Raw genomic sequence first — 20,924 nt, forward strand, 5'->3', positions numbered from 1 at the left:
AATCCGCTGCGCATGTCCGACACCCAAACCCCGCTCCGCTTTCCGTGCCGTTTCCCCATCAAGGTGATGGGCGCGCACGTCGACGGCTTTCTCAGTGCCGTGGCGCATGTCGCGCGCCAGTTCGATCCCGACTTCGACGAAACATGCGTCGAGCAGCGCATCAGCCGTGGCGGCCGCTACCTGGGCTTGACCATCACGGTGCAAGTAACCTCGCGCGAGCAGCTCGACGAGCTCTACCGCACCTTGACCACCCACCCGATGGTGCGGGTGGTGCTGTGAGCGCGGTCCTGCGCGATTTGGGGCGGGCGGACTACAGCGCCACGTATGCCGCCATGCGCGCCTTCACCGAAGGGCGCGAGCCCAACACCCCGGATGAAATCTGGCTCTGCGAGCACCCGCCCGTCTTCACCCAGGGGTTGGCGGGCCGCGCGGAGCATGTGTTGCATCCGGGCGACATCCCGGTCGTGGCCACCAACCGCGGTGGCCAAGTCACCTACCACGGCCCCGGCCAGGTGGTGGCCTATCCGCTGATCGACCTGCGCCGTGCCGGCTACTTCGTCAAGGAGTATGTGCACCGGCTGGAAGAGGCCGTCATCCGCACACTGGGCACCTTCGGGGTCACCGGGTACCGGGTGGCTGGCGCCCCCGGCATCTATGTGCGATTGGACGATCCCCATGCCCATGCCGCGCTGGCGGGGCCGCGCCCGGGTGGCGACCCGTTTGCGGGGCTGGGCAAGATCGGCGCATTGGGCATCAAGGTGCACCGGCATTGCACCTACCATGGGGTGGCGCTCAACGTCGCCATGGATCTGAGCCCCTACTCCCGTATCAACCCCTGCGGCTACGCCGGGCTGCGCACGGTGGACCTTGCTACCATTGGCGTGACGGTGTCGGTGTCCGAGGTGCGTGCCGAGCTGGCGCAGCAGCTGTTGCGGCTGCTCTCACCCCGCCCATGACGCGCCGGCGACGAGACGACACCGCCACGGATGCTGCCACCGACGCCGCGCCATCGCGGCCTGGATACCCGATGAACGCCGAAGTCTCCACGCCCCCGTCCGCCAGCTACGACCCAAGCACCAAGCAAAAAAGCGCGGCCAAGACCGCGCGCATCCCCATCAAGGTCGAATCCGCCCCTGCACTCAAAAAGCCTGACTGGATTCGGGTCAAGGCCGGCAGCCCCAGCACGCGGTTCTACGAGATCAAGGACATCCTGCGCGCCAACAAGCTGGTCACCGTGTGCGAGGAGGCGTCCTGCCCCAACATCGGCGAGTGCTTTGGCAAAGGCACGGCGACCTTCATGATCATGGGGGACAAGTGCACCCGACGCTGCCCATTTTGTGATGTGGGCCACGGCCGACCCGACCCGCTCGACCCGAACGAGCCCGAAAACCTGGCCAACACGATTGCCGCGCTCAAACTGCGCTATGTCGTCATCACCAGTGTGGATCGCGACGACCTGCGCGATGGAGGTGCGAGCCATTTCGTGGCCTGCATCCAGCGCGTGCGCGCACGCTCGCCCGGCACCCGCATCGAGATTTTGGTGCCCGACTTCCGTGGCCGCGATGATCGGGCGCTGGACATCCTCAAGGCCGCCCCGCCAGATGTGATGAACCACAACCTAGAGACCGTGCCACGGCTATATAAACAAGCGCGCCCCGGTTCGGATTACACCTTTAGCCTGAATTTGCTCAAAAAATTCAAAGCCCTGTTCCCGCATATCCCCACCAAGAGCGGGCTGATGGTCGGCCTGGGCGAGACGGACGAAGAAATCCTGGAGGTGATGCGCGACATGCGCGCACACGACATCGACATGCTGACGATTGGCCAGTACCTGGCCCCCAGCAGCCACCATCTGCCGGTGCGCCGCTATGTGCATCCGGATACGTTCAAGATGCTTGAAGCCCAAGCGTATGCCATGGGCTTTACCCACGCCGCCGTTGGGGCCCTGGTGCGCAGCAGCTACCACGCCGACCAACAAGCCCAGGCCGCTGGCGTGGGCGGCTCGGACCGCCTAAGCAGCGCCCACCGCTAGCCGTCGCCGCCCGCAGGCTTGCGGCCGTACGCGACCCATTGAGACCGCTCAATCGGCCAGCAGCAGGGCTGGCTCGTCGCTGGCGATGACCTCGTGCGCCCAGGCGCGCAACTTGCGGGTATCGCTGCGCAACACCTGCTGCTTGACGGCCAGGATTTGCGTCGGGTGCATGGAAAAACTGCGCAGACCCAGCCCCAGCAACAGCCGGGTCATGGCCACGTCGCCGGCCATTTCGCCGCAGACGCTGACGGGCTTGCCCGCCTCTTGGCAGGCCGCGATGGTGTCGGCCACCATGCGCAGCACCGCCGGGTGTAGGGGGTCATACAAATGGGCCACCGATTCGTCGACCCGATCGATGGCCAAAGCGTACTGGATCAAGTCGTTGGTGCCGATGGACAGGAAATCGAAGTGGCGCACGAACAGCCGCGCGGCCAGCGCTGCGGCAGGCACCTCGATCATGGCCCCCAGCCGCACGGGGCCGTAAACGGCCCCGCGCCGGTCGAGCTGCTCGCGCGCCTTGGCCAACATGGCCCGTACCTGCCGAATCTCCCCCAGATGGGCCAGCATCGGGATCAGAACATTGACCTTGCCGTGCGCGGCCGCGCGCAGGATGGCACGCAGCTGGGTCAGAAACATGGCTGGCTCGGCCAGGCTCCAGCGGATCGCCCGCAGACCCAGCGCGGGGTTGAGGTGTTGTTCACGCCGATGGTGATCCAGCGGTTTGTCCGCACCCACATCGACCGTGCGGATGGTCACCGGCAATCCGTGCATGCCCTCCACGGCGCGGCGGTAGGCGTCGTACTGCTCCTCCTCTTCGGGCAGCTTGCCACCGCGCCCCATGAACAAAAACTCCGTGCGAAACAGCCCGACGCCAACCGCCCCTACAGACAGGGCGGGCAGCGTGTCCTCAGGCTGCTCGATGTTGGCCAGCAGTTCGATGCGCTCGCCATCCAGCGTGACGGCTGGCGTGTTTTTGATCCGCGCCAGGCGCTCGCGCTCGATGACCCCTTGGCGCTGCTTGTAGCCGTACTCGGCCAGCACCATGGGGGTGGGATTGACGATGAGCACGCCCGCATCGCCATCGACGATGATCCAATCGTCCTGCCGCACGAGCTGGCTGGCGTTGCGTGCCCCCACCACCGCCGGGATGTCCAGGCTGCGCGCCACGATGGCGGTATGGCTGGTTTTGCCGCCCACGTCGGTGACAAAGCCGGCAAAGACGCTCTGCTTGAATTGCAGCATGTCCGCCGGCGCGAGGTCGTGCGCCACCAGCACCAGCGGCTGGGCATCGACCCCGGGAGGCGGTGCGGCCGCCACGGGCGAGGCCACCCCGCGCATGACGCGCAGCATGCGCTCGACCACCTGCTCCAGATCCGCCTTGCGCTCGCGCAGGTAGGGGTCCTCCATTTCGTCGAACTGTTTGGCCACCAGCTCGAGCTGCGCCGTCAGCGCCCATTCGGCGTTGTAGCGGCGCTCGGTCACCCAATGCTTGACGCCGTCTTGCAGGTGCTCGTCCTGCAGCAGCATCAGATGCACCTCCAGCAGAGCGGCCAGCTCCGCATGGGCCTCGATACCGTCGTGCACCAGCCCCTGGCGCAAGCGGGCGATTTCCTCTGCGACGGCATCCCGGGCTTGACGCAAGCGCGCCAGCTCGGCGTCGATCTGGTCGGGCGCGATGAAGTAATGCGCCACATCCAAGCGGCTGGAGGCGACCAAAACCGCCCGGCCAATGGCCACGCCGCGCGAGACGGCCTGCCCGTGCAGTGTGAACGTCATTCGCCCTCCCCGAACTTGTCGTCGAACAGCGCGACGAGGGCGTCCATGGCCGCTTGCTCGTCGGGACCGTCGGTCTCGATGTCCAGCGCTGCGCCCTGTCCAGCAGCCAGCATCATCACCCCCATGATGCTTTTGGCGTTGACGCGCCGGCCGTTGCGGCTCAGCCACACGTCGCACGCAAACCCGCCAGCGAGCTTGGTGAGTTTGGCCGAGGCGCGAGCATGCAGCCCAAGCTTATTGCGGATGGTCACGGTGCGTTGGATCATGGGCAGGTCTGCGACACGGGTTCTGCGGCAGGTTGGGGGCCAGCGGTATGACACCCTGGGTGCCCCCCAGTGTGGCGCGTGACACCAGGGTGTCGATGGGCTCGTGGCGGTAGGTCACGGCACGCAGCAGCATCGGCAGGTTGACCCCCGTGACCAAGCGGGTGTGGGCACCATCGAGCAATTGCGTGGCGATGTTGCAGGGCGTCGCACCCAAAATGTCGGTCAGCACCAGGATGTCGTTCGCGCCATGCTGGGCCATGATCCGGCGCGCCTGGGCCAGCGTCTCTTCCGGGGGTTGGTGCGGGGGCACGTCCAGCGCATCGACGGCTTGCTGCGCGTCTGGAAAGACATGCAGCACGCACTGCCGCAATGCGGAGGCCAGCGGTGCATGGGCGATGACGAGGATGGCGTTCACGGAGGAGATTATCCGTCCGATCCGCGCAGAGCGACCCCTCCGAAGAAGGTTTCGTAGGCATCGGGCGGCAGGCCAGGGCCATAGACCGCCATCTGGAGCAGCCAACGGCCATCGCTGACCCAGTGCAGCTCGGCCTGCACTGCTGCGCCGGTGGGGGTGCGCCCGGGGCCGCGCAAAGGCAGCTCGCGCACGGCGCGCTCGGGCTTGCAGGGCAGCAGCGCCGTCACGGGCACGGCCTGCGGTTGCACGGTACGCCAATCCCACGCGGGGCTGCACGCGGCGGCCCACCCAGTCGCCAGCAACATCCCCCTACCCGCGCAAGGCGGACCGCAGCTGGACAGGCACAAAACTAAGGGGTGGGGCACAATGCCATGCTGTGCATCCTACCGCAGACCCCAATGCCCCATCCATGAACACGACCGCTGCCTCCCCGCGTCCACCAGCTCTGCCCGTGCCAGAGTCCCTGCAAGCGGCGGCCCGAGCGGCGGCTGCGCGCCAAGAGCCGCTCGTGGTCATGGTGACGCTGGCGGGCTGCGCCTTCTGCGACGTGGTGCGCAACCATTACCTGGGGCCCATGCTACAGCGCGGCGAAATCCACGCCGTGCAGATCGACATGCTGGATCGCCGTACCCCCTTGCTGGACCTGCAAGGACGCACCACCACGGGTTATGACCAAGCCCGGGCCTGGCGCGTGCGCGTGGCTCCGACCGTCTTGTTCGTAGACGAGCGCGGGCGCGAATTGGCCGAACGGCTGGAGGGGCTGGGCGTCGCCGACTTTTATGGCCCCTACCTGGAGGCCCGCCTGTCATCGGCGCGTGCGCAACTTCGACGGTAACAGCAGAAGCGGAGAACTTCATTGAGCGGGCTGACTATCAGTCCGCACCGGGTCATGTGCTGGCGTCCAACAGCGCCACGCTCACCCGATCGCGCCCCTGGCGTTTGGCTTCGTAGAGTTGCGCATCGGCCAGCCCTACCAACAAAGCGGGGTGCCAGCCGGGCAGCGCCGGGCCCATCCGCGTGGCCACCCCCACGCTCACGGTCAACCGCCCGCCAGGCGCACCCAAGCGATGCAAGATGGCCAACTCCAGCACCGCTTCGCGGATGCGGTTCGCCAGCCGGGACGCATCTTCCGCACCGGTGTCCGGCAGCAGGCAGGCAAATTCTTCGCCACCGTAGCGCGCCACCAAATCGGTGCTGCGGCGCACCTGCTCGCGCAGGCAGGCTGCGACGCGGCGCAGCGCATCGTCACCGGCCTGGTGCCCATAGTGGTCGTTGTAGGCCTTGAAATGGTCCACATCGATCATCATCAAACTCAGGCAGGCCCCCAAACGTTGCGCGCGTGCCCATTCGATGGCCAAGCGTTCGTCGAATTGGCGCCGATTCGCCACCCCGGTCAAGCCATCGATGAAGGCCAGCTCGCGCAACAGATCGGACTGAAATTTCAGCGTCAAATGGGTGCGGACTCGGGCACGCACCACGCTGGGATTGATCGGCTTGGAAATGAAGTCCACGGCACCCGCATCCAGGCAGCGTGACTCGATCTCTTCCCCGCTGTGTGCGGTGACGAAAATCACGGGGATGTCAGCCGTGATGCGCTGCCCGCGCAGGGCCTGCAACACCGCCAAGCCGTCCATGTCGGGCATCACCATGTCCAGCAAAATCAAATCGGGCTGCTGATCCAAGGCGACTTGCAGTGCCTGCGCTCCGCTGGTGGCCATGAACGACTGATACTGGCCAGCCAACGCTCGATACAGCGCCTGCAATTGCAGCGGTTGGTCGTCCACCAACAACAGGCGCGGTTTGCGCGCCGGCCATGCCGACAGCGGATTGGGGTCAGCCTGCATGTTGCTCCTTTTCGGCTTGGCTCAGCAAGGCCTCCACAGCCTGGCGTGCGGCAGCAAAGTCGAGTTGCTCCATGGCGCGGTGCAGCGCTGCCCAGCGCGGATCGCGCGCCACCGCAGCATCGGCCAGCAGCCGATCGTGCAGCTCCAGCGCTTCCATGTCCTGGTCGAGCAGGCGGGCCTGCAGATGCCGCAACAAATCGCGCCACTGCGCTGGGTCGGCTACTGCTGCGGCCGGCTGCGCACCGGCGGCGGGATCGGGCTCGGGCTCGATCCAGCCACGCGCTTGCATTTCGGCCAACACTTGCTGCAGGGTCGCTGGCAAATGCTGCAGCGACTCGGCCAACGGCGGCCACCATGGCGGCACGGGGGTTGCGCTCGGCACAGGCTGGCCCAGGCTGGCCTTGACGGCACGCTCGGCATCGGCTGCGCGCGCAGCCAACTGCACCGCCCCCACGGTGGCAGCCGTGCCTTTGAGGGTGTGCAACTGCGCCGCCAATGTGGCATCGGGGGCGCCATCCAGGCGCGTCTGCAGTTCGGCCAGGGCATGCGGCAGGCTTTGCGCAAAGCTGCGCAGAATGCGGGCGTACAACACCGGGTCGCCACCCAGACGCTCCAGCGCCCCGGGGATGTCCATGCCGTCCAGGTGGCCCCAGTCGCTGCCTGCCGGCTGCGGCTCGTCGGCGGCCGGGGCCCCAGGGGCATCACGGCTGTCGCTGGGCGGCTCATTGGTCGTCGCACGCACCGCGTGCGGTGCCCAGTGCAGCAACACGCGCACCAACTGGTCGATGGCAAAGGGCTTGCCGACATGGTCGTTCATCCCGACGGCCAGGCACGCCTCGCGATCACTGAGCATCGCATTGGCGGTCATGGCCACAATAGGCAACTGCCTCAGGCCCAACTGTTGCCGGATGGCCTGGGTGGCTTGCAAGCCGTCCATGACCGGCATTTGCATGTCCATCAGCACCACATCCCAGCCCTGGGGCTGCGCCTTGAGCTCATCCAGTGCCGCCTGGCCGTGCTCGGCCACGGTGACCTCCGCCCCCTCCCGGCGGAGCAAATCGCGCGCCACTTGCTGGTTGATCGCATTGTCCTCGACGACCAGGATGCGCATGCCCGCCAGGCGCCGCCCGCTCTGGGGTTGGGGCGCCGCCGTCGGGCTGGCTCCATTCGCCGCAGCCTTGGCCGCCCGCACGGCCTCCAGCAGCATAGAAGCCGTGACCGGCTTGACCAAAAACCCGTCCAGGACAGACTGCCGCTCGCTGGGCACCTGCGCCAGCACGTCGCGCCCGCTGGCGGTCACCATCACGATCGCGCTGCGCTGGGCTGCAGAGGCAGCCGTGTGGCGCAGCGCCTCGGCCAGCGACAGGCCGTCCATGCCTGGCAGCGACCAGTCGACGAACACCACGTCGAACGGCACGGCGGCGCGTTGCATGGCCGCCAACGCACCCTCGGCATCGGCCACCGCCTCGCAGCTCCAGCCCAATTGACGGATGGCGCCAGCCAGCAGCTCGCGCGCGAGCGGATGGTCATCCACCACCAGACAGCGCAAGGCCGCCAGATCGCGCGGAATGGCCTCGGCGGCCAGCCCTGCGGGCACGTCGCGCGCCACTGGCAATTCGATCTCGAAGGCAAAGGTGCTGCCCTGGCCTGGGGCACTGTCCACCGTGATGGAGCCGCCCATCAGTTGCACCAGCCGCTGGCTGATGGTCAGCCCCAAGCCGGTGCCACCAAAGCGGCGCGTGGTCGAGGCTTCGGCCTGCGTAAACGGGGTGAAAAGACGCGCCATCGCCTCGGGGGTCATGCCTATGCCGGTGTCGATGACCGCCAGCCGCAGCCGCACCCGCTCGGCGCCGTCCGGCTCCAGATGGCGCGCCAGCAAGCGCACCTGCAGGGTGACGCTACCGGCAGCGGTAAATTTGATGGCATTGCCCGTCAGGTTGATGAGCACCTGCTGCAGCCGCATGGCATCGCCCACCAGCACACGCGGGATGGCAGGATCGATGTCGTAGAGCAACTCCAGCCGCTTGCCCTTCAGATTGGCGGCCATGATGGTGGCCAGATCGCGCCAGAGCCGATCGACCGCAAACGGCTCCGGGTCGAGTTCGAGCTTGCCCGCTTCGATCTTGGAGAAATCCAGGATGTCGTTGATGATGCCCAACAGCGACTTGGCGGCCGACTCGGCTTTTTGGGCGTAGTCGCGCTGGCGCGCATCCAGCGCGGTGCCCACCAGGAGTTGCAACATCCCCAGCACCGCGTTCATCGGCGTGCGGATCTCGTGGCTCATATTGGCCAGGAATTGGCTCTTGGCGCGGCTGGCCTCTTCGGCTGCGCGGCGGGCGTTCTCGATCTCGGTGACGTCGTAGCGCAGGCCAACGTGCAGGCCACTGGGGGTGATGCGCTCGATGATGCGCAGCGCCTGACCATCGGGTCGGTGCACGATGCGGTCGGTGGTGCCGGCCCGGAAGTCGGCCAAGCGCTGCGCCAGCCAGGCCTCGGGGTCTTCTCCGCGCAAGTCGATGCCGCCGCGCGCCACGCCGGCGCGGATGAAGGTCTCGAAGTCCACACCCGGCTGCCGCAACACATCCGCCAGCAGCTCGTGCAGGCGGTAAAAGCGTTCGTTGGCCCATATCAGACGCTCGTGAGCATCGAACACCGACACCGTCGCGCCGACCGCATCCAGAGCGCTGACCAGCAATTCGCGATTGGCCTCGGCCTCGGCGCGGGCGCGCTCCAGCTCGGTGACGTCCAGCCGAAAACCGACGTTATAGCCATCGGGTGTGCGCCGCTCGATGATGCGCAAAACGCGCCCACAGGACAGATGGCGCAGGAAGTCGGCGTTGCCCGCGCGGTGCACCCGCAGTCGTTCCTGCACCCAATCGTCAACCCGCCCGACGGCATCGGGGTACTCGCCACGCTCGGCCCCGTAGCGCAAGATCTCTTCGAAGGTGCGCCCCGGCTCGATGACGGGCGCCGTGATGGGGTAGTACTCGCGGTAGGCCTCGTTGCAAAAAACCAGACGATCCTCGGCGTCGTAGAGCGCAAAGGCCCCCCCAACGGCCTCGATGGCGCTGCGCAGCAGGCGCTCGGCGCGCGCCGCGTTCTCCTCGGCCACCTTGACGTCGGTGATGTCGAGGTTGGTCCCGAAGATCTCGCACGCGCGACCTTCGGCATCGCGATCGAAAGCCTGGCCGCGCGTGCGTATCCACAGCCATCGCCCGTCGGTGTGGCGCATGCGCAAGACATACTCAAAGGCGTCGCTCAACCCCTCCACATGCGCCTGCAGACCCAGCATCACCCCGGGCAGATCCTCTGGATGCACATGCTCGGCCCAGGTGGCCATACCAATGCGCAGCGGCCCTGTCTCAGGCCGGCCCAGCATGCGCAACCAGCGCTCGTCCACCTCGGCCTCGCCGATGGCGGGATCCAGCACCCAGGTGCCCGCGCCGGTGGCGCGGATCAGATTGTCCTGGCGCTGCTGGGCCGTGCGCAACGCTGCTTCGGCCCGCTTTCTCGGCGTGATGTCGAAGCGGATGGACAGATAGCGCTCGATGTCGCCGTCTGGCCCCAAAAGCGGAGCCACGATGCTGTCCACCCAGTAGAAGTGCCCGCCCTTGGCGCGGTTGCAGATTTCGCCGCGCCAGGCCCGTCCGCTGCCAATGGTGGTCCAAAAATCGCGCCAAAAGGCGGCGTCGTGGCGCCCGGAGTTGACGATGTTGTGCGGCGCGCCGATCAGCTCGTCGCGGGTGTAGCCGCTGATGGCGCAAAACGCCTCGTTGGCGTCGATGATGGTGCCGTCGGGCGCGGCCTGGCTGACGATGGCATGTTGACGCACCGTGTTCATCAATGTTTCGGCTTCGGCCAGCGCCACCCGCAACCGCTCCTGCGTCTGCACGCGCTCGGTGATATCGATCTCCACCGCCATGAAGCCCGTACAGGCGCCCGCTTCGTCACGCAGTGGTACCAGCTCGATCGACACCCAGTAGTCGCTGCCGTCCTTGCGGTGGTTGAGGATATCCACCTGGCAGCCGTGGCCACGACGCACCGCCTCGCGCAACTTGGCCACCGCCTGCGGGTCGGTGGCAGGGGACTGGAGCAAGTCCCCCAGCACCTGGCCGAGCAGTTCCTCGCGGGTGTAGCCGGTCAAGGTCTCGCAGGCGTCATTGACCCAGGTGATGCGGCCGGATGCGTCCGTGAAGATGATGGCGTTGTGGGTGTAGCGCGCCACCAGCGACAGACGCACCACATCGCTGCGCAGGGCGGCCACCCGTTCGCGCTCCGCGCGGCGCAGCCGAAACGCCGCCAGCGTCGCCCAGCCAGCCAGCAAGGCGATCGGCAAGGCGCTGACCGCGATGATCGGCACAGCCGCGGGTTGCCACTGGCGCTCGAGCGTCGGGGTGCTGTGCACCGCCAGCACGTAGCGGCGCTGGCCCAAATGAATGATGCGTTGTGCCCCGGCGCTCGCTTGCCCCAACCACACGTCCCCCGACACACCAGCCGCGCTGGACGCCACGGACAAACGGCCCCCATGGCCATCGGTATCGAGCAGGTCGATCCCTGGGCCGGCATCGCCCGCATTGGGGGCTGGAATGGCTTGCCCTGGTAAGGCGGCGCTGGCCGCCGGCTGCGCGTCCACATCCACCCAGTGCCAGTCGTGGAGGTCACCGCTCAAGCCCACCTCGTGCGCCAGCTCGTGCGCCGGCAGGCCCGTGACCACGAAGCCCACCAAATCCGCCCAACGTTGGGCGGGACTGGCTGGCACCCACCCCCCACGGTAGACCGGCAGCACGAAGAGCAATCCGTGCTCGATGCGATCGGTATTGGCCAGACGGACCGGCGCCGTCACCGCCCAGTCACCACTGGCGGCTGCCTGCTGCATGGCCCGCCAGCGCAGCGGATCGGCGCTGAGCTCGAGCCCGATGACGCGCTCCTGCCCCGAGGGCTCGATCCAGTCGACGACATAACGGTCCGCGCTGGGATAGGGCATGGGCCGGATCGGACGCAGACGTACATCCACCGGCAAGCCACGCTTTTGCAAATCCGCCTCCCAGTCGGACGCGGATTCGGCGGGCAGTCGGCGCACGAACGCCAGGCCGGAGGCGGCTGGGTAACGCTCGGCCAGCTCCAGCGAGCCGACATAGGTGCGCGCCGCGCGCCAGTCGGCTTGCGGCTGCGCATGCAGCCAGGAGCGCGCTCCCAGCAGCAGCGCGGCATACCGCTGCATGGCCGCGTCCAGGCGCCGCTCGGCGGCCTCCAGCTGCCGATCCAAGTGGGCCTGCAGTTCCTGCCGCCCCTGACGGTCCACCCACCAGGCCAGGCCCATTCCTGTAGCCAACACGGCCGAGGCCACCAGCGCGGCTATCCAGCCAGCCCCGCGCGACTGCCAACGAATACGCATGCGCCCCCCTTCCGCGTCGACCGATGGACCTACGCCAACACGCGCCGAATCTCGGCGGTCAAGCGCTCGGCATCCAAGGGCTTGGCCACGAAGCCATCGGCCCCGGCCTGCAGGATGCGCCGTCGGTCTTCGGGCAAATCGTAGGCGGTGACCATGATCACCGGGGTGCGCCGATGCCGGCCGGCGGCCTCGCGCGCGCGCAGCTCGCGCAATGCCTCCAGGCCATCCAAACCGGGCATGGTCACATCCATCAAAACCAGGTCGAAGCTTTGCGCATGCAGGGCCTCCAGGGCTTTGTGGCCGTCGCCCACCAGCACACCGCTGTGCCCCATGTCGCGCAGGATGCGCGTGGCCAAGCGCAGATTGAGCGGATTGTCATCAGCGACCAGCACCCGCAGTGAACGAGCATGGGGGAGTTTCACGTTCATCTCTCGCATTGTGCACAGATTTGGCCCCGGACCAGCATTTTCGGCCGCTATCCCCCAGGAACGCGAACTTTTTCCGGACGACGGCCCCCCAACGGGTGCAACCTCGGCCACGCGACCGCGATGGGCTTGTGGTCCAATCTTGGCTGCCGACTTTGGAAGGATGTGTGCGCATGACTCCCCGTCTTCGTCCCTGGCTGCTGGCGTCGCCCTGGCTCTTGGCGCTCAGCGGCACGGGGCTCTACGGCTGCGGCGCTGCCGATCGAGCCCCCGAATCGACCTTTTACTTGCTGGACGGCAGCGCGCTGAGCAGCGCCGAGCTGCGCGGCAAAGTGTTGTTGGTCAATTTTTGGGCGACCACCTGCGTGAGCTGCGTCCAGGAAATGCCGCAGCTCGTCGAGACGCATCGGCGCTTTTCGCCGCGCGGCTTCGAGACGGTCGCTGTGGCCATGAGCTATGACCCGCCTGAATGGGTGGCCAATTTCGCCCGCACCCGGCAGCTGCCTTTCAAGGTGGCGCTGGACCGCGACGGAGCGCTGGCGCGCGCCTGGGGTGAGGTCAAACTCACGCCGACGACCTATATCGTCGATCGGCAAGGACGCATCGTCAAGCGCTACGTCGGCGCGCCCGATTTCTCGGCTTTGGCGGGGCTGCTGGACAAGCTGCTCGCCGAAGGCTGAGGACGCGCGCCAGAACGCAGATGCGGCGCGTGCGCAGGCCCGCACGCGCCGCGGCCGTGTGCGCCTTACTCGCGGTAGGCGTCGTGACACGCCTTGCAGGTCGCAGCGGCGTCACCGAAAGTTTTTTTGACCGCATCCAGGTTGCCGGTGCGGGCGGCCGCATCGAGCTCGGCCACCGCCTTCATCATCTTGTCAGCGCCGGCGCGCACCTTGTCCATTTCGGCCCAGGCCTCGGGCTTCACGCGGCTTTTGAGCTTTTCCGTCTCCGGGGTAAAACCAGCCCAAGGCAATTTCCCCAGCATGGCCACGATGGCCGCATTTTCCTGCGCCACCTTGGCATCGAAGGGCACGCGTCCTTGGACCATGGCGCCGATGCGGTTGAAGTGGTTGCCCATCACGGCAAATGCCGATTGGCGATACTTGACGGCATCCTCGGGCTTTTGGAACTGAGCATGGGCCGCTGTGCTGAGGAGCATTGCCGCGGCAGCGATGGCGACGTGAAGTTTCATGACATACCTCCAGGGGTTAAAAGACCCGCGTAGTGTATGCTGACATTGGTGTCCTTGCTGTGACACGCCCCTGTCGAAGAGGAAAGGTTCTGTCATGAGCGCATCGTCCCACCCCCACGACGTGCGTCCTGTACGTATTTGGGATTTGCCCACCCGGCTGTTTCACTGGCTGCTGGCGCTTGCCATCGTGGGCCTGCTCATAACCGCCAACCTGGGCGGCAACTGGATGACGTGGCATCAGCGCCTGGGCTACGCTGTGTTGGCGCTGCTGCTGTTTCGCCTGATATGGGGCGTGGTGGGGGGACGCTGGTCGCAGTTCCGCCATTTCGTCCGCGGCCCCAGAAGGGTGTGGGACTATCTGCGCGGACGCGGCCAGCCGGATGACGACATCGGGCACTCACCGCTGGGGGCCCTGTCGGTGCTGGCCATCTTGGGGGTGTTGGCGGTACAGGTGGGCACCGGCCTCATCAGCGACGACGAAATTGCGTTCGCTGGCCCGCTGTCACGCTTCGTTGCCGCCGACACCGCCTATGCCGCGACAGCCTACCACAAGGGATGGGGCAAACTGCTGGTGCTGGGGCTGACCGCGTTGCACATCGCCGCCATCGCCTACTACCGGCTACGGCACGGCCGGGCGCTGCTGCCGGCCATGCTGCACGGCGACAAACCGCTGCCGCCGCACACCCCGGCCAGCGCGGATGGCTGGCGGCAACGCGCGCTGGCACTGGTGGTGGCAGCGGCCTGTGTCGCGGCGACGCTGGCGGTGGTCAACCTGGGCAACCCCTGAGACCAGCCCTCTCGCCGCCGGCGGCGGATGCCCCTATCATTGGCGTATGGTCGACGATCCCGCCCAGACCGACATCGATCGCGCGACGCCGGTCATCTGCCTGCACACGGTCACCGAGGGCCCGCGGCTGGACGATATTCGCAGCCTGTTCCTCGAATACCAGGACGATATCGGTATCGATCTGGGTTTTCAGGGATTTGCCGATGAGCTGGCCAGTTTGCCGGGTGCCTACGCACCTCCACTGGGTGCCCTGGTGCTGGCCACGGTGGACGGCGAAGCGGCCGGCTGCTGCGCGCTGCGCCCCCTGCTGGACAGCGACCACGGCAACGCCTGCGAGATGAAGCGCCTGTTCGTGCGACGGCCGTTTCGGGGCTTCGGCCTGGGTCGCCAACTGGTCGAACAAACGCTGCTGCTCGCGCAGCAAGCGGGCTACGACTGCGTGCTGCTGGACACGCTGCGCGACATGGAGGCGGCGCGCACCCTCTACCACGAGATCGGGTTCGAGGAAATCCCTCCGTACTACCACAACCCCCTGCCGGGTGCGCACTATCTCAAGCTGAGCTTTTGAGCGCGCACGGGTGCAGCGGCCTCAGCGCAGCTGCCGCGCTTGCGCCAGCAGCGTGTCGGCGTCGCTGACTTCGAACTGGCCTGGCCCCTCGATGTTGAGCGTCTTGACCACCCCGTCCTGCACGAGCATGGAGTAGCGGTTGCTGCGCAGGCCCAGGCCACGTTCCTTCAGGTCCAGCGTCAAGCCGGTGGCCTGGGCGAATTGGGCGCTGCCGTCGGCCAGCATGCGGACCTTGCCCGCCGTGCCCTGATCGCGGGCCCACGCCCCCATCACGAAGGCGTCGTTCACGCTCACGCACCAGATTTCGTCCACGCCGGCGGCGCGCAGCTCGTCGTAGCGCTCGATATAGCCCGGCAGATGTTGGGCCGAGCAGGTCGGCGTGAAAGCGCCCGGCACGGCGAACAGCGCTATCGTTTTACCAGCGGCAGCGGCGCGCACAGGCACGGGGTTGGGGCCGATGCTGCAGCCCTGGCCTTCGGTCTCGATGTACTCCATCAGAGTGACGTCGGGCAGCATATCGCCAATCTGGATCATCTCGGTTTCTCCTCACCAATAAAAAAGGGCGACCGCATTGTCGGTCGCCCGGATTGACCTGGCTGCGAAGCCGGTCATTGGCATGGCAGTGCTCCCATACTGCGCGAGCGACGTCCTGCCCGGCCGCCGCCCCGACGGCACATCAGACCTCGGCGGCCTTTTGTACCAGGCGCGTGGCCACCCAGTTCTTGGTTTTGGACAAAGGACGGCTTTCGGTGATTTCGACGATGTCGCCCAGCTTGTACTCGCCCTTCTCGTCATGGGCGTGGTACTTGCTCGACTTGATCACGATTTTGTCGTAGAGCTCGTGCTTGACACGGCGCTCGACCAGCACGGTGATGGTCTTGGCGCGCTTGTCACTGACGACCTTGCCGATCAGCGTGCGCTTGAGTTTGGCTTGCGTCATGGTGTGCTCCTCACTGGCCGGCGGCCTGCTTCTCGGCCAGAATGGTCTTGGCGCGAGCGATGGCCCGGCGGGTCTGACGCAGCGCAGCCGTGTTGCCGAGCTGTTGCGTGGCCTTTTGCATGCGCAAATTGAAGTGGGCCTTCTGCAGCGACTTGATTTCGGCCTGCAGAGCGGCAACGTCCTTTTGGCGCAGTTCAGCGGATTTCATGGTGTGCTCCTTCCTCACTGGCCCAGCATGCGGGTCACGAACGTGGTGCGCAGCGGCAGCTTGGCCGCCGCGAGCTGGAACGCCTCACGCGCCAGTTGTTCGGGCACGCCGACGATTTCGTACAGCACCTTGCCGGGCTGGATCTCGGCCACATAGAACTCCACACCCCCCTTGCCGTTGCCCATGCGGACTTCGGCCGGCTTTTTGGTGATGGGCTTGTCCGGGAAGACACGGATCCAGATGCGGCCGCCGCGCTTGACGTGACGGCTGATGGCACGGCGTGCAGCCTCGATCTGGCGCGCCGTCAGGCGGCCACGGTCGGTGGCCTTCAGACCAAAGTCGCCGAACACCACCGTGGTGCCGCTGGTGGCCACCCCGGTGTTGCGGCCCTTGTGCTCTTTGCGGTATTTGCGACGAGCAGGTTGCAACATGGTTATTCTCCTTTGCCGTCCGCTGCTGCAGATGCGGGTGCGTCGGAACGAACGCGCTTAACGGCGGGTTGTGCGGTGGCCTCGGCCGGCTTGTCGCTGCCGTCGGCCGGTGCCGCTTGGCTGCCAGCCCGGCGGGCGCCACCGCGCGGGGGGCGGGCCCCTTCGCGGCGCGGGCCACGGGGCCGGCGCTCATCGTCGGGACGCGGTGTGCTGTCCAGCGACGGCACATCGTTGCGGCCCAGGTTGTCGCCCTTGTAGACCCAGACCTTGACACCAATGGTGCCGTAGGTGGTCTTGGCCACCGAGGTGCCATAGTCGATGTCGGCACGCAGCGTGTGTAGCGGCACGCGGCCCTCGCGGTACCACTCGGTGCGCGCGATTTCGATGCCGTTCAAACGCCCCGACGACATGATCTTGACGCCCTGCGCGCCCAGGCGCATGGCGTTTTGCATCGCGCGCTTCATGGCGCGACGGAACATGATGCGCTTTTCGAGCTGCTGGGTGATCGAGTCGGCGATCAGCTGCGCATCGACCTCGGGCTTGCGGATCTCTTCGATGTTGACGGCCACCGGCACGCCCAGCATCGTGGCCAGGTGTTTCTTCAGACGCTCGATGTCCTCGCCCTTCTTGCCGATCACCACGCCCGGACGCGCCGAGTAGATGGTGATGCGCGCATTCTTGGCGGGTCGCTCGATGACGACGCGCGAGACGGCGGCGTTTTTCAGCTTTTCGCGCAGGTACTCACGCACCTTGATGTCCTCGGCGAGCATGCCGGCGAACTCGCGGTTGCTGGCGTACCAGCGGCTGGCCCAATTGCGGCTGACCGACAGACGGAAGCCGGTAGGATGGATTTTCTGCCCCATGGTCTTCCTTTCCTGGTCAGTTGCCGACGGTCACGTAAATATGGCAGGTCGGCTTGCTGATGCGGTTGCCCCGGCCCTTGGCGCGCGCCGTGAAGCGCTTGAGGGTGGTGCCCTGCTCGACGTGGATGGTCTTGACTTTCAGCTCGTCGATGTCGGCACCGTCGTTGTGCTCGGCGTTGGCGATGGCGGACAGCAGCGCCTTCTTGATGATGCCGGCAGCCTTCTTCGGCGTGAAGGTCAGGATCTGCAGGGCCTGGTCCACCTTCTTGCCGCGAATCAGGTCGGCCACCAGCCGGCCCTTGTCGGCCGACAGGCGCACGCCGCGAACGATACAGCGGGTTTCCATGATCAATCCTTACTTCTTGGCTTTCTTGTCGCCGGGGTGGCCCTTGAACGAGCGCGTCAGCGAGAACTCGCCCAGTTTGTGGCCGACCATCTGCTCGGTCACATACACCGGCACATGCTGCTTGCCGTTGTGCACGGCAATGGTCAGGCCGATGAACTCGGGCAGAATCGTCGAGCGCCGCGACCAGGTCTTGATCGGCTTTTTGTCCTTGGCGGCCTGCGCCTTCTCGACCTTGGCCATCAGGTGATGGTCAACGAAGGGACCTTTTTTCAGAGAACGAGACATGGCTCAACCCTTTACTTCTTGCGGCGCGACACGATCATGTTTTGCGTGCGGCGGTTGCTGCGGGTGCGGTAACCCTTGGTCAGGTTGCCCCACGGATCGACCGGCGGCTTGCCGGTACCCGTGCGGCCCTCACCACCACCGTGCGGGTGATCGATCGGGTTCATCGCCACGCCTCGCACCGTCGGGCGAATGCCCATGTGGCGCTTGACGCCGGCTTTGCCGAGCTGGCGCAGGCTGTGCTCGGCATTGGAGACCTCGCCGATGGTGGCGCGGCAGTCCACGTGCACCTTGCGCACCTCGCCCGAGCGCAGCCGCACCTGGGCGTAGACGCCTTCGCGCGCCAGCAGCACAGCCGAGGCACCGGCCGAGCGCGCCATTTGGGCACCCTTGCCCGGCTTGAGCTCGATGCAGTGAATGGTGGAGCCGACCGGGATGTTGCGAATCGGCAGAGTGTTGCCGACGCGAATCGGCGACTCGGGCCCGCTCAGGACGGTCTGTCCCACTTCGATCCCGCGCGGCGCAACGATATAGCGGCGCTCGCCGTCGGCATAGCACAGCAGCGCGATGTGCGCGGTGCGGTTGGGATCGTACTCCAGGCGCTCCACCTTGGCCGGAATGCCGTCTTTATTGCGGCGGAAGTCCACGATGCGGTAGTGGTGCTTGGCACCGCCGCCCTTGTGACGCACGGTGATGTGCCCGTTGTTGTTGCGACCGGCGGTTTTGGCCAGCGGCTGCAGCAGCGGGGCGTAACCGGGGCCTTTGTACAGGTTATCGCGCGAGACCTTCACCATGCCACGACGGCCCGGCGAGGTCGGCTTCATCTTGATGACTGCCATGATTAGACACCCTCTGCGCCGAACTGGATCTCCTGACCTTCGGCCAGGGTCACATAGGCCTTGCGCACATGGTCGCGGCGACCCATGGTCTTGCCGAAGCGCTTGGCCTTGCCCTTTTGGTTCAGAACGTTGACGTCCTGCACCTTCACATTGAACAGCAGCTCCACCGCGGCCTTGATCTCGGGCTTGCTGGCATTGCGCAGCACCTTGAACAGGACGGTGTTGGTCTTTTCCCCGACGCGGGTGGCCTTCTCGGAGATGATCGGCGCCACCAGCACTTGCATCAAGCGACCTTCGTCGAACTTCGGCGGGTTCATGCGAACATCTCCTTGAGTTGGTCGAGCGCACCCTTGGTGACCAGCACCTTCTTGTAGTGCACCAGCGACACGGGGTCGGCGTAGCGCGGCTCGACGACCAGCACATTGGGCAGGTTGCGCGACGCCAGGTACAGGTTCTCGTCGACCTCGTCGGCGATCACCAGCACCGAGTTCAGGTTCATGGCCTTGAGCTTGTTGGCCAGCAGCTTGGTCTTGGGCGCATCGACCTTCAGGCCCTCGACCACCGAGAGACGGCCTTCGCGCACCAGCTGCGAGAAGATGGCCGCCATGCCGGCGCGATACATCTTCTTGTTGAGCTTTTGGCTGAAGTTTTCGTTGGGGCTGCTCGGGAAGATTTTGCCGCCCCCGCGCCACAGCGGCGACGACGCCATACCCGCACGGGCATTGCCGGTGCCTTTTTGGCGGAACGGTTTTTTGGTCGTGTGCTTGACGGCACCCCGGTCCTTTTGGGCACGCGTGCCCTGGCGGGCATTGGCCTGGTAGGCCACGACCAGCTGGTGCACCAACGCTTCATTGAATTCGCGACCAAACACGGTCTCGGGCACATCCACGGTGGAGGCAGCCTGACCCTGGTCGTTGAGGAGTTCGACTTGCATCCGTTCGCTCCTTACTTGGCGGCCTTGACAGCCGGACGGACGGTCACGAAGCCGCCCTTGGCACCGGGAACGGCCCCCTTGATCAGGAGCAGCTGACGCTCGGCATCGACCCGCACCACGTCCAGGTTCTGGGTGGTGACGGTCTCGTCGCCCATGTGACCGGTCATGCGCTTGCCCGGGAACACGCGGCCCGGGTCCTGCGCCATGGAGATCGAACCCGGCACATTGTGCGAGCGGCTGTTGCCGTGTGAGGCGCGCTGCGAGCCGAAGTTGTGCCGCTTGATGGTGCCGGCGTAGCCTTTACCGATGGTCGTGCCTTGCACATCCACCTTTTGGCCGGGCTGGAACAGCTCGGCGACGGGGATTTGCGCACCCGGGGCGTACTTGGCCGCCACCTCGGCGCTGACACGGAACTCTTGAAGGATTTCGCCGGCTTCGACGCCGGCTTTGGCGTAGTGACCCGCCATGGGCTTGGTCACCCGCGTGGCACGCCGCTTGCCGAACGCCACCTGCAGGGCGTCATAGCCATCGACGGCCTGGGTCTTGACTTGCGCCACCCGGTTGTTGGACACATCGTCCACCGTGACGGGCACCGCATCCCCGTCCTCGGTGAACAGACGCATCATGCCCACCTTGCGGCCCAACAACCCGAGAGAGTTGCTCAGACTCATGGTTTTCTCCGTTCCCGACTGCAATTGGCCGGGGCTGATGGCCTGTGTTCGGAGCAAAGGCTTCCGAAGACACAGGCAAGTTACAGGCTTGCTTCGCTCTAAAAAAGCGCGAAGCCCGCAATTTTATCTTGCGGGCTTCGCGGCGTCAAGCGCTTAGGATTATTGCAGCTTGATCTCGACGTCGACGCCCGCCGGCAGGTCCAGCTTCATCAGCGCGTCCACCGTCTTGTCGGTCGGATCGATGATGTCCATGAGCCGCTGGTGGGTGCGGATTTCGAACTGATCGCGGCTGGTTTTGTTGACGTGCGGCGAGCGCAGAATGTCGAAGCGCTTCATGCGCGTCGGCAAGGGCACAGGGCCCTTGACGATGGCGCCGGTGCGCTTGGCCGTCTCCACGATCTCGGCGGCGGAGGCGTCGATCAGCTTGTAGTCGAACGCCTTGAGGCGGATGCGAATCTTTTGCTTGTTCATGACCGCGGCCTCACTCGATGATCTTGGCCACCACGCCGGCGCCGACGGTGCGGCCGCCTTCGCGGATTGCAAAGCGCAGGCCTTCTTCCATCGCAATCGGCGCAATCAGCTTGACCGTGATCGAGACGTTGTCGCCCGGCATCACCATCTCTTTGTCCTTGGGCAGCTCGATGGAGCCCGTCACGTCCGTGGTGCGGAAGTAAAACTGCGGCCGGTAGTTGTTGAAAAACGGCGTGTGGCGC

28 protein-coding genes are annotated in these 20,924 nt (G+C 66.1%); 7 read left to right on the plus strand and 21 right to left on the minus strand.

All coding sequences use genetic code 11. From position 1 onward, the window contains the following. Window positions 1-12: 12 nt before the first annotated feature. From P3W97_RS08440 to lipA, 3 genes are all read left to right on the plus strand, one after another. On the plus strand, window positions 13-279 hold the full coding sequence (locus P3W97_RS08440; protein ID WP_300845816.1) for a DUF493 family protein: 267 nt from the start codon (window positions 13-15) through the stop codon (window positions 277-279). Next, the gene (gene lipB / locus P3W97_RS08445; RefSeq protein WP_300845768.1) at window positions 276-956 is read left to right on the plus strand and encodes a lipoyl(octanoyl) transferase LipB; all 681 of its coding nucleotides are present in this window, start codon (window positions 276-278) and stop codon (window positions 954-956) included. The genes P3W97_RS08440 and lipB overlap by 4 nt, the downstream gene beginning before the upstream one ends. 71 nt (window positions 957-1,027) lie before the next feature. Continuing rightward, window positions 1,028-2,032: a lipoyl synthase gene (lipA, locus tag P3W97_RS08450; protein ID WP_300845770.1), complete on the plus strand. Its 1,005-nt coding sequence runs from the start codon at window positions 1,028-1,030 to the stop codon at window positions 2,030-2,032. Between the two features lie 48 nt (window positions 2,033-2,080). Here lipA and ptsP read toward each other — a convergent pair whose 3' ends face one another. From ptsP to P3W97_RS08470, 4 genes are read right to left on the minus strand one after another with little or no spacing between them, the layout of a single operon-like run. Then, window positions 2,081-3,808 (minus strand): phosphoenolpyruvate--protein phosphotransferase, encoded by a 1,728-nt coding sequence (ptsP, locus tag P3W97_RS08455; protein WP_300845772.1) that lies wholly within the window; start codon window positions 3,806-3,808, stop codon window positions 2,081-2,083. Further along, window positions 3,805-4,074, minus strand: coding sequence for an HPr family phosphocarrier protein (locus P3W97_RS08460; protein ID WP_300845774.1), 270 nt, complete (start codon window positions 4,072-4,074; stop codon window positions 3,805-3,807). The genes ptsP and P3W97_RS08460 overlap by 4 nt, the downstream gene beginning before the upstream one ends. Beyond that, window positions 4,043-4,489 (minus strand): PTS fructose transporter subunit IIA, encoded by a 447-nt coding sequence (locus P3W97_RS08465; protein ID WP_300845776.1) that lies wholly within the window; start codon window positions 4,487-4,489, stop codon window positions 4,043-4,045. The genes P3W97_RS08460 and P3W97_RS08465 overlap by 32 nt, the downstream gene beginning before the upstream one ends. An 8-nt stretch (window positions 4,490-4,497) precedes the next feature. Further along, window positions 4,498-4,737: a hypothetical protein gene (locus P3W97_RS08470; RefSeq protein WP_300845778.1), complete on the minus strand. Its 240-nt coding sequence runs from the start codon at window positions 4,735-4,737 to the stop codon at window positions 4,498-4,500. A 161-nt stretch (window positions 4,738-4,898) separates the two neighbouring features. Here P3W97_RS08470 and P3W97_RS08475 point away from each other — a divergent pair, with 161 nt between their 5' ends. Further along, on the plus strand, window positions 4,899-5,324 hold the full coding sequence (locus tag P3W97_RS08475) for a hypothetical protein (protein WP_300845780.1): 426 nt from the start codon (window positions 4,899-4,901) through the stop codon (window positions 5,322-5,324). Window positions 5,325-5,376: 52 nt separating this feature from the next. On the opposite strand, the gene P3W97_RS08480 is transcribed toward P3W97_RS08475, so the two are convergent. The 3 genes from P3W97_RS08480 to P3W97_RS08490 are packed head-to-tail and all read right to left on the minus strand — an operon-like array spanning window position 5,377 to window position 12,156. Next, the gene (locus P3W97_RS08480) at window positions 5,377-6,333 is read right to left on the minus strand and encodes a diguanylate cyclase (protein WP_300845782.1); all 957 of its coding nucleotides are present in this window, start codon (window positions 6,331-6,333) and stop codon (window positions 5,377-5,379) included. Beyond that, window positions 6,323-11,728 carry a response regulator gene (locus P3W97_RS08485; protein ID WP_300845784.1) on the minus strand — a complete coding sequence of 1,802 codons (5,406 nt, stop codon included), beginning with the start codon at window positions 11,726-11,728 and terminating at the stop codon, window positions 6,323-6,325. The genes P3W97_RS08480 and P3W97_RS08485 overlap by 11 nt, the downstream gene beginning before the upstream one ends. A 29-nt stretch (window positions 11,729-11,757) precedes the next feature. Beyond that, complete coding sequence (locus tag P3W97_RS08490) at window positions 11,758-12,156, minus strand: response regulator (protein WP_300845786.1); 399 nt, start codon at window positions 12,154-12,156, stop codon at window positions 11,758-11,760. A gap of 170 nt (window positions 12,157-12,326) precedes the next feature. On the opposite strand from P3W97_RS08490, the gene P3W97_RS08495 reads away from it, so the two are divergent. Further along, window positions 12,327-12,833: a TlpA disulfide reductase family protein gene (locus P3W97_RS08495; RefSeq protein WP_300845788.1), complete on the plus strand. Its 507-nt coding sequence runs from the start codon at window positions 12,327-12,329 to the stop codon at window positions 12,831-12,833. 65 nt (window positions 12,834-12,898) lie between these two features. Here the strand turns inward: P3W97_RS08495 and P3W97_RS08500 are convergent, their stop codons facing one another. Next, the gene (locus P3W97_RS08500; protein ID WP_300845790.1) at window positions 12,899-13,342 is read right to left on the minus strand and encodes a cytochrome c; all 444 of its coding nucleotides are present in this window, start codon (window positions 13,340-13,342) and stop codon (window positions 12,899-12,901) included. Window positions 13,343-13,436: 94 nt separating this feature from the next. Between P3W97_RS08500 and P3W97_RS08505 the strand changes: the two genes are divergently transcribed. Then, window positions 13,437-14,129, plus strand: a complete 693-nt coding sequence (locus P3W97_RS08505) for a cytochrome b/b6 domain-containing protein (RefSeq protein ID WP_300845792.1) — start codon at window positions 13,437-13,439, stop codon at window positions 14,127-14,129. Window positions 14,130-14,175: 46 nt separating this feature from the next. Further along, a complete protein-coding gene (locus P3W97_RS08510) occupies window positions 14,176-14,697 on the plus strand; it encodes a GNAT family N-acetyltransferase (protein ID WP_300845794.1) in 522 nt (173 codons plus the stop codon). Between the two features lie 21 nt (window positions 14,698-14,718). On the opposite strand, the gene P3W97_RS08515 is transcribed toward P3W97_RS08510, so the two are convergent. The 13 genes from P3W97_RS08515 to P3W97_RS08575 form a co-directional block, all read right to left on the minus strand. Next, window positions 14,719-15,231, minus strand: coding sequence for a peroxiredoxin (locus tag P3W97_RS08515; protein ID WP_300845796.1), 513 nt, complete (start codon window positions 15,229-15,231; stop codon window positions 14,719-14,721). A gap of 142 nt (window positions 15,232-15,373) precedes the next feature. Next, a complete protein-coding gene (gene rpsQ, locus P3W97_RS08520; RefSeq protein WP_300845798.1) occupies window positions 15,374-15,637 on the minus strand; it encodes a 30S ribosomal protein S17 in 264 nt (87 codons plus the stop codon). A 10-nt stretch (window positions 15,638-15,647) separates the two neighbouring features. Beyond that, window positions 15,648-15,845 carry a 50S ribosomal protein L29 gene (gene rpmC, locus P3W97_RS08525; RefSeq protein WP_300845800.1) on the minus strand — a complete coding sequence of 66 codons (198 nt, stop codon included), beginning with the start codon at window positions 15,843-15,845 and terminating at the stop codon, window positions 15,648-15,650. 14 nt (window positions 15,846-15,859) lie between these two features. Then, entirely contained in the window at window positions 15,860-16,276 is a 417-nt protein-coding gene (gene rplP / locus P3W97_RS08530) for a 50S ribosomal protein L16 (RefSeq protein WP_068606866.1), read from the minus strand. A gap of 2 nt (window positions 16,277-16,278) precedes the next feature. Beyond that, on the minus strand, window positions 16,279-17,139 hold the full coding sequence (rpsC, locus tag P3W97_RS08535; protein ID WP_300845803.1) for a 30S ribosomal protein S3: 861 nt from the start codon (window positions 17,137-17,139) through the stop codon (window positions 16,279-16,281). A gap of 16 nt (window positions 17,140-17,155) precedes the next feature. Beyond that, a complete protein-coding gene (gene rplV, locus P3W97_RS08540; RefSeq protein WP_185974540.1) occupies window positions 17,156-17,488 on the minus strand; it encodes a 50S ribosomal protein L22 in 333 nt (110 codons plus the stop codon). A 6-nt stretch (window positions 17,489-17,494) separates the two neighbouring features. Then, complete coding sequence (gene rpsS, locus P3W97_RS08545; RefSeq protein WP_068606870.1) at window positions 17,495-17,770, minus strand: 30S ribosomal protein S19; 276 nt, start codon at window positions 17,768-17,770, stop codon at window positions 17,495-17,497. An 11-nt stretch (window positions 17,771-17,781) separates the two neighbouring features. Further along, window positions 17,782-18,606 carry a 50S ribosomal protein L2 gene (gene rplB, locus P3W97_RS08550; RefSeq protein WP_300845807.1) on the minus strand — a complete coding sequence of 275 codons (825 nt, stop codon included), beginning with the start codon at window positions 18,604-18,606 and terminating at the stop codon, window positions 17,782-17,784. 2 nt (window positions 18,607-18,608) lie between these two features. Then, window positions 18,609-18,923, minus strand: a complete 315-nt coding sequence (gene rplW, locus P3W97_RS08555) for a 50S ribosomal protein L23 (RefSeq protein WP_300845809.1) — start codon at window positions 18,921-18,923, stop codon at window positions 18,609-18,611. Beyond that, the gene (rplD, locus tag P3W97_RS08560) at window positions 18,920-19,540 is read right to left on the minus strand and encodes a 50S ribosomal protein L4 (RefSeq protein ID WP_300845810.1); all 621 of its coding nucleotides are present in this window, start codon (window positions 19,538-19,540) and stop codon (window positions 18,920-18,922) included. Before rplD ends, rplW begins: the two co-directional genes overlap by 4 nt. Window positions 19,541-19,551: 11 nt before the next feature. Beyond that, window positions 19,552-20,211 carry a 50S ribosomal protein L3 gene (gene rplC, locus P3W97_RS08565; protein ID WP_300845812.1) on the minus strand — a complete coding sequence of 220 codons (660 nt, stop codon included), beginning with the start codon at window positions 20,209-20,211 and terminating at the stop codon, window positions 19,552-19,554. A 159-nt stretch (window positions 20,212-20,370) separates the two neighbouring features. Continuing rightward, window positions 20,371-20,682 (minus strand): 30S ribosomal protein S10, encoded by a 312-nt coding sequence (gene rpsJ / locus P3W97_RS08570; RefSeq protein WP_300845813.1) that lies wholly within the window; start codon window positions 20,680-20,682, stop codon window positions 20,371-20,373. A 10-nt stretch (window positions 20,683-20,692) separates the two neighbouring features. Then, a partial coding sequence (locus P3W97_RS08575; protein ID WP_102841479.1) for an elongation factor Tu occupies window positions 20,693-20,924 on the minus strand: 232 nt, incomplete at its 5' end.

Origin of the sequence: Tepidimonas sp. (assembly GCF_029335975.1) — a bacterium.
Lineage (GTDB): Bacteria > Pseudomonadota > Gammaproteobacteria > Burkholderiales > Burkholderiaceae_C > Tepidimonas.

What these genes read in the sequence shown, in the direction of transcription:
- P3W97_RS08475 (WP_300845780.1), top strand. Translation starts at nt 4,899, where the DNA reads ATGAACACGACCGCTGCCTCCCCGCGTCCACCAGCTCTGCCCGTGCCA.
- rplP (WP_068606866.1), bottom strand. Translation starts at nt 16,276, where the DNA reads ATGTTGCAACCTGCTCGTCGCAAATACCGCAAAGAGCACAAGGGCCGC.
- P3W97_RS08500 (WP_300845790.1), bottom strand. Translation starts at nt 13,342, where the DNA reads ATGAAACTTCACGTCGCCATCGCTGCCGCGGCAATGCTCCTCAGCACA.
- P3W97_RS08440 (WP_300845816.1), top strand. Translation starts at nt 13, where the DNA reads ATGTCCGACACCCAAACCCCGCTCCGCTTTCCGTGCCGTTTCCCCATC.
- P3W97_RS08510 (WP_300845794.1), top strand. Translation starts at nt 14,176, where the DNA reads ATGGTCGACGATCCCGCCCAGACCGACATCGATCGCGCGACGCCGGTC.
- P3W97_RS08485 (WP_300845784.1), bottom strand. Translation starts at nt 11,728, where the DNA reads ATGCGTATTCGTTGGCAGTCGCGCGGGGCTGGCTGGATAGCCGCGCTG.
- P3W97_RS08490 (WP_300845786.1), bottom strand. Translation starts at nt 12,156, where the DNA reads ATGAACGTGAAACTCCCCCATGCTCGTTCACTGCGGGTGCTGGTCGCT.
- ptsP (WP_300845772.1), bottom strand. Translation starts at nt 3,808, where the DNA reads ATGACGTTCACACTGCACGGGCAGGCCGTCTCGCGCGGCGTGGCCATT.
- P3W97_RS08515 (WP_300845796.1), bottom strand. Translation starts at nt 15,231, where the DNA reads ATGATCCAGATTGGCGATATGCTGCCCGACGTCACTCTGATGGAGTAC.
- rpsQ (WP_300845798.1), bottom strand. Translation starts at nt 15,637, where the DNA reads ATGACGCAAGCCAAACTCAAGCGCACGCTGATCGGCAAGGTCGTCAGT.
- rpmC (WP_300845800.1), bottom strand. Translation starts at nt 15,845, where the DNA reads ATGAAATCCGCTGAACTGCGCCAAAAGGACGTTGCCGCTCTGCAGGCC.
- P3W97_RS08505 (WP_300845792.1), top strand. Translation starts at nt 13,437, where the DNA reads ATGAGCGCATCGTCCCACCCCCACGACGTGCGTCCTGTACGTATTTGG.
- lipA (WP_300845770.1), top strand. Translation starts at nt 1,028, where the DNA reads ATGAACGCCGAAGTCTCCACGCCCCCGTCCGCCAGCTACGACCCAAGC.
- rpsS (WP_068606870.1), bottom strand. Translation starts at nt 17,770, where the DNA reads ATGTCTCGTTCTCTGAAAAAAGGTCCCTTCGTTGACCATCACCTGATG.
- P3W97_RS08460 (WP_300845774.1), bottom strand. Translation starts at nt 4,074, where the DNA reads ATGATCCAACGCACCGTGACCATCCGCAATAAGCTTGGGCTGCATGCT.
- P3W97_RS08495 (WP_300845788.1), top strand. Translation starts at nt 12,327, where the DNA reads ATGACTCCCCGTCTTCGTCCCTGGCTGCTGGCGTCGCCCTGGCTCTTG.
- rplW (WP_300845809.1), bottom strand. Translation starts at nt 18,923, where the DNA reads ATGAACCCGCCGAAGTTCGACGAAGGTCGCTTGATGCAAGTGCTGGTG.
- rpsC (WP_300845803.1), bottom strand. Translation starts at nt 17,139, where the DNA reads ATGGGGCAGAAAATCCATCCTACCGGCTTCCGTCTGTCGGTCAGCCGC.
- rplD (WP_300845810.1), bottom strand. Translation starts at nt 19,540, where the DNA reads ATGCAAGTCGAACTCCTCAACGACCAGGGTCAGGCTGCCTCCACCGTG.
- P3W97_RS08480 (WP_300845782.1), bottom strand. Translation starts at nt 6,333, where the DNA reads ATGCAGGCTGACCCCAATCCGCTGTCGGCATGGCCGGCGCGCAAACCG.
- rplC (WP_300845812.1), bottom strand. Translation starts at nt 20,211, where the DNA reads ATGAGTCTGAGCAACTCTCTCGGGTTGTTGGGCCGCAAGGTGGGCATG.
- rpsJ (WP_300845813.1), bottom strand. Translation starts at nt 20,682, where the DNA reads ATGAACAAGCAAAAGATTCGCATCCGCCTCAAGGCGTTCGACTACAAG.
- rplB (WP_300845807.1), bottom strand. Translation starts at nt 18,606, where the DNA reads ATGGCAGTCATCAAGATGAAGCCGACCTCGCCGGGCCGTCGTGGCATG.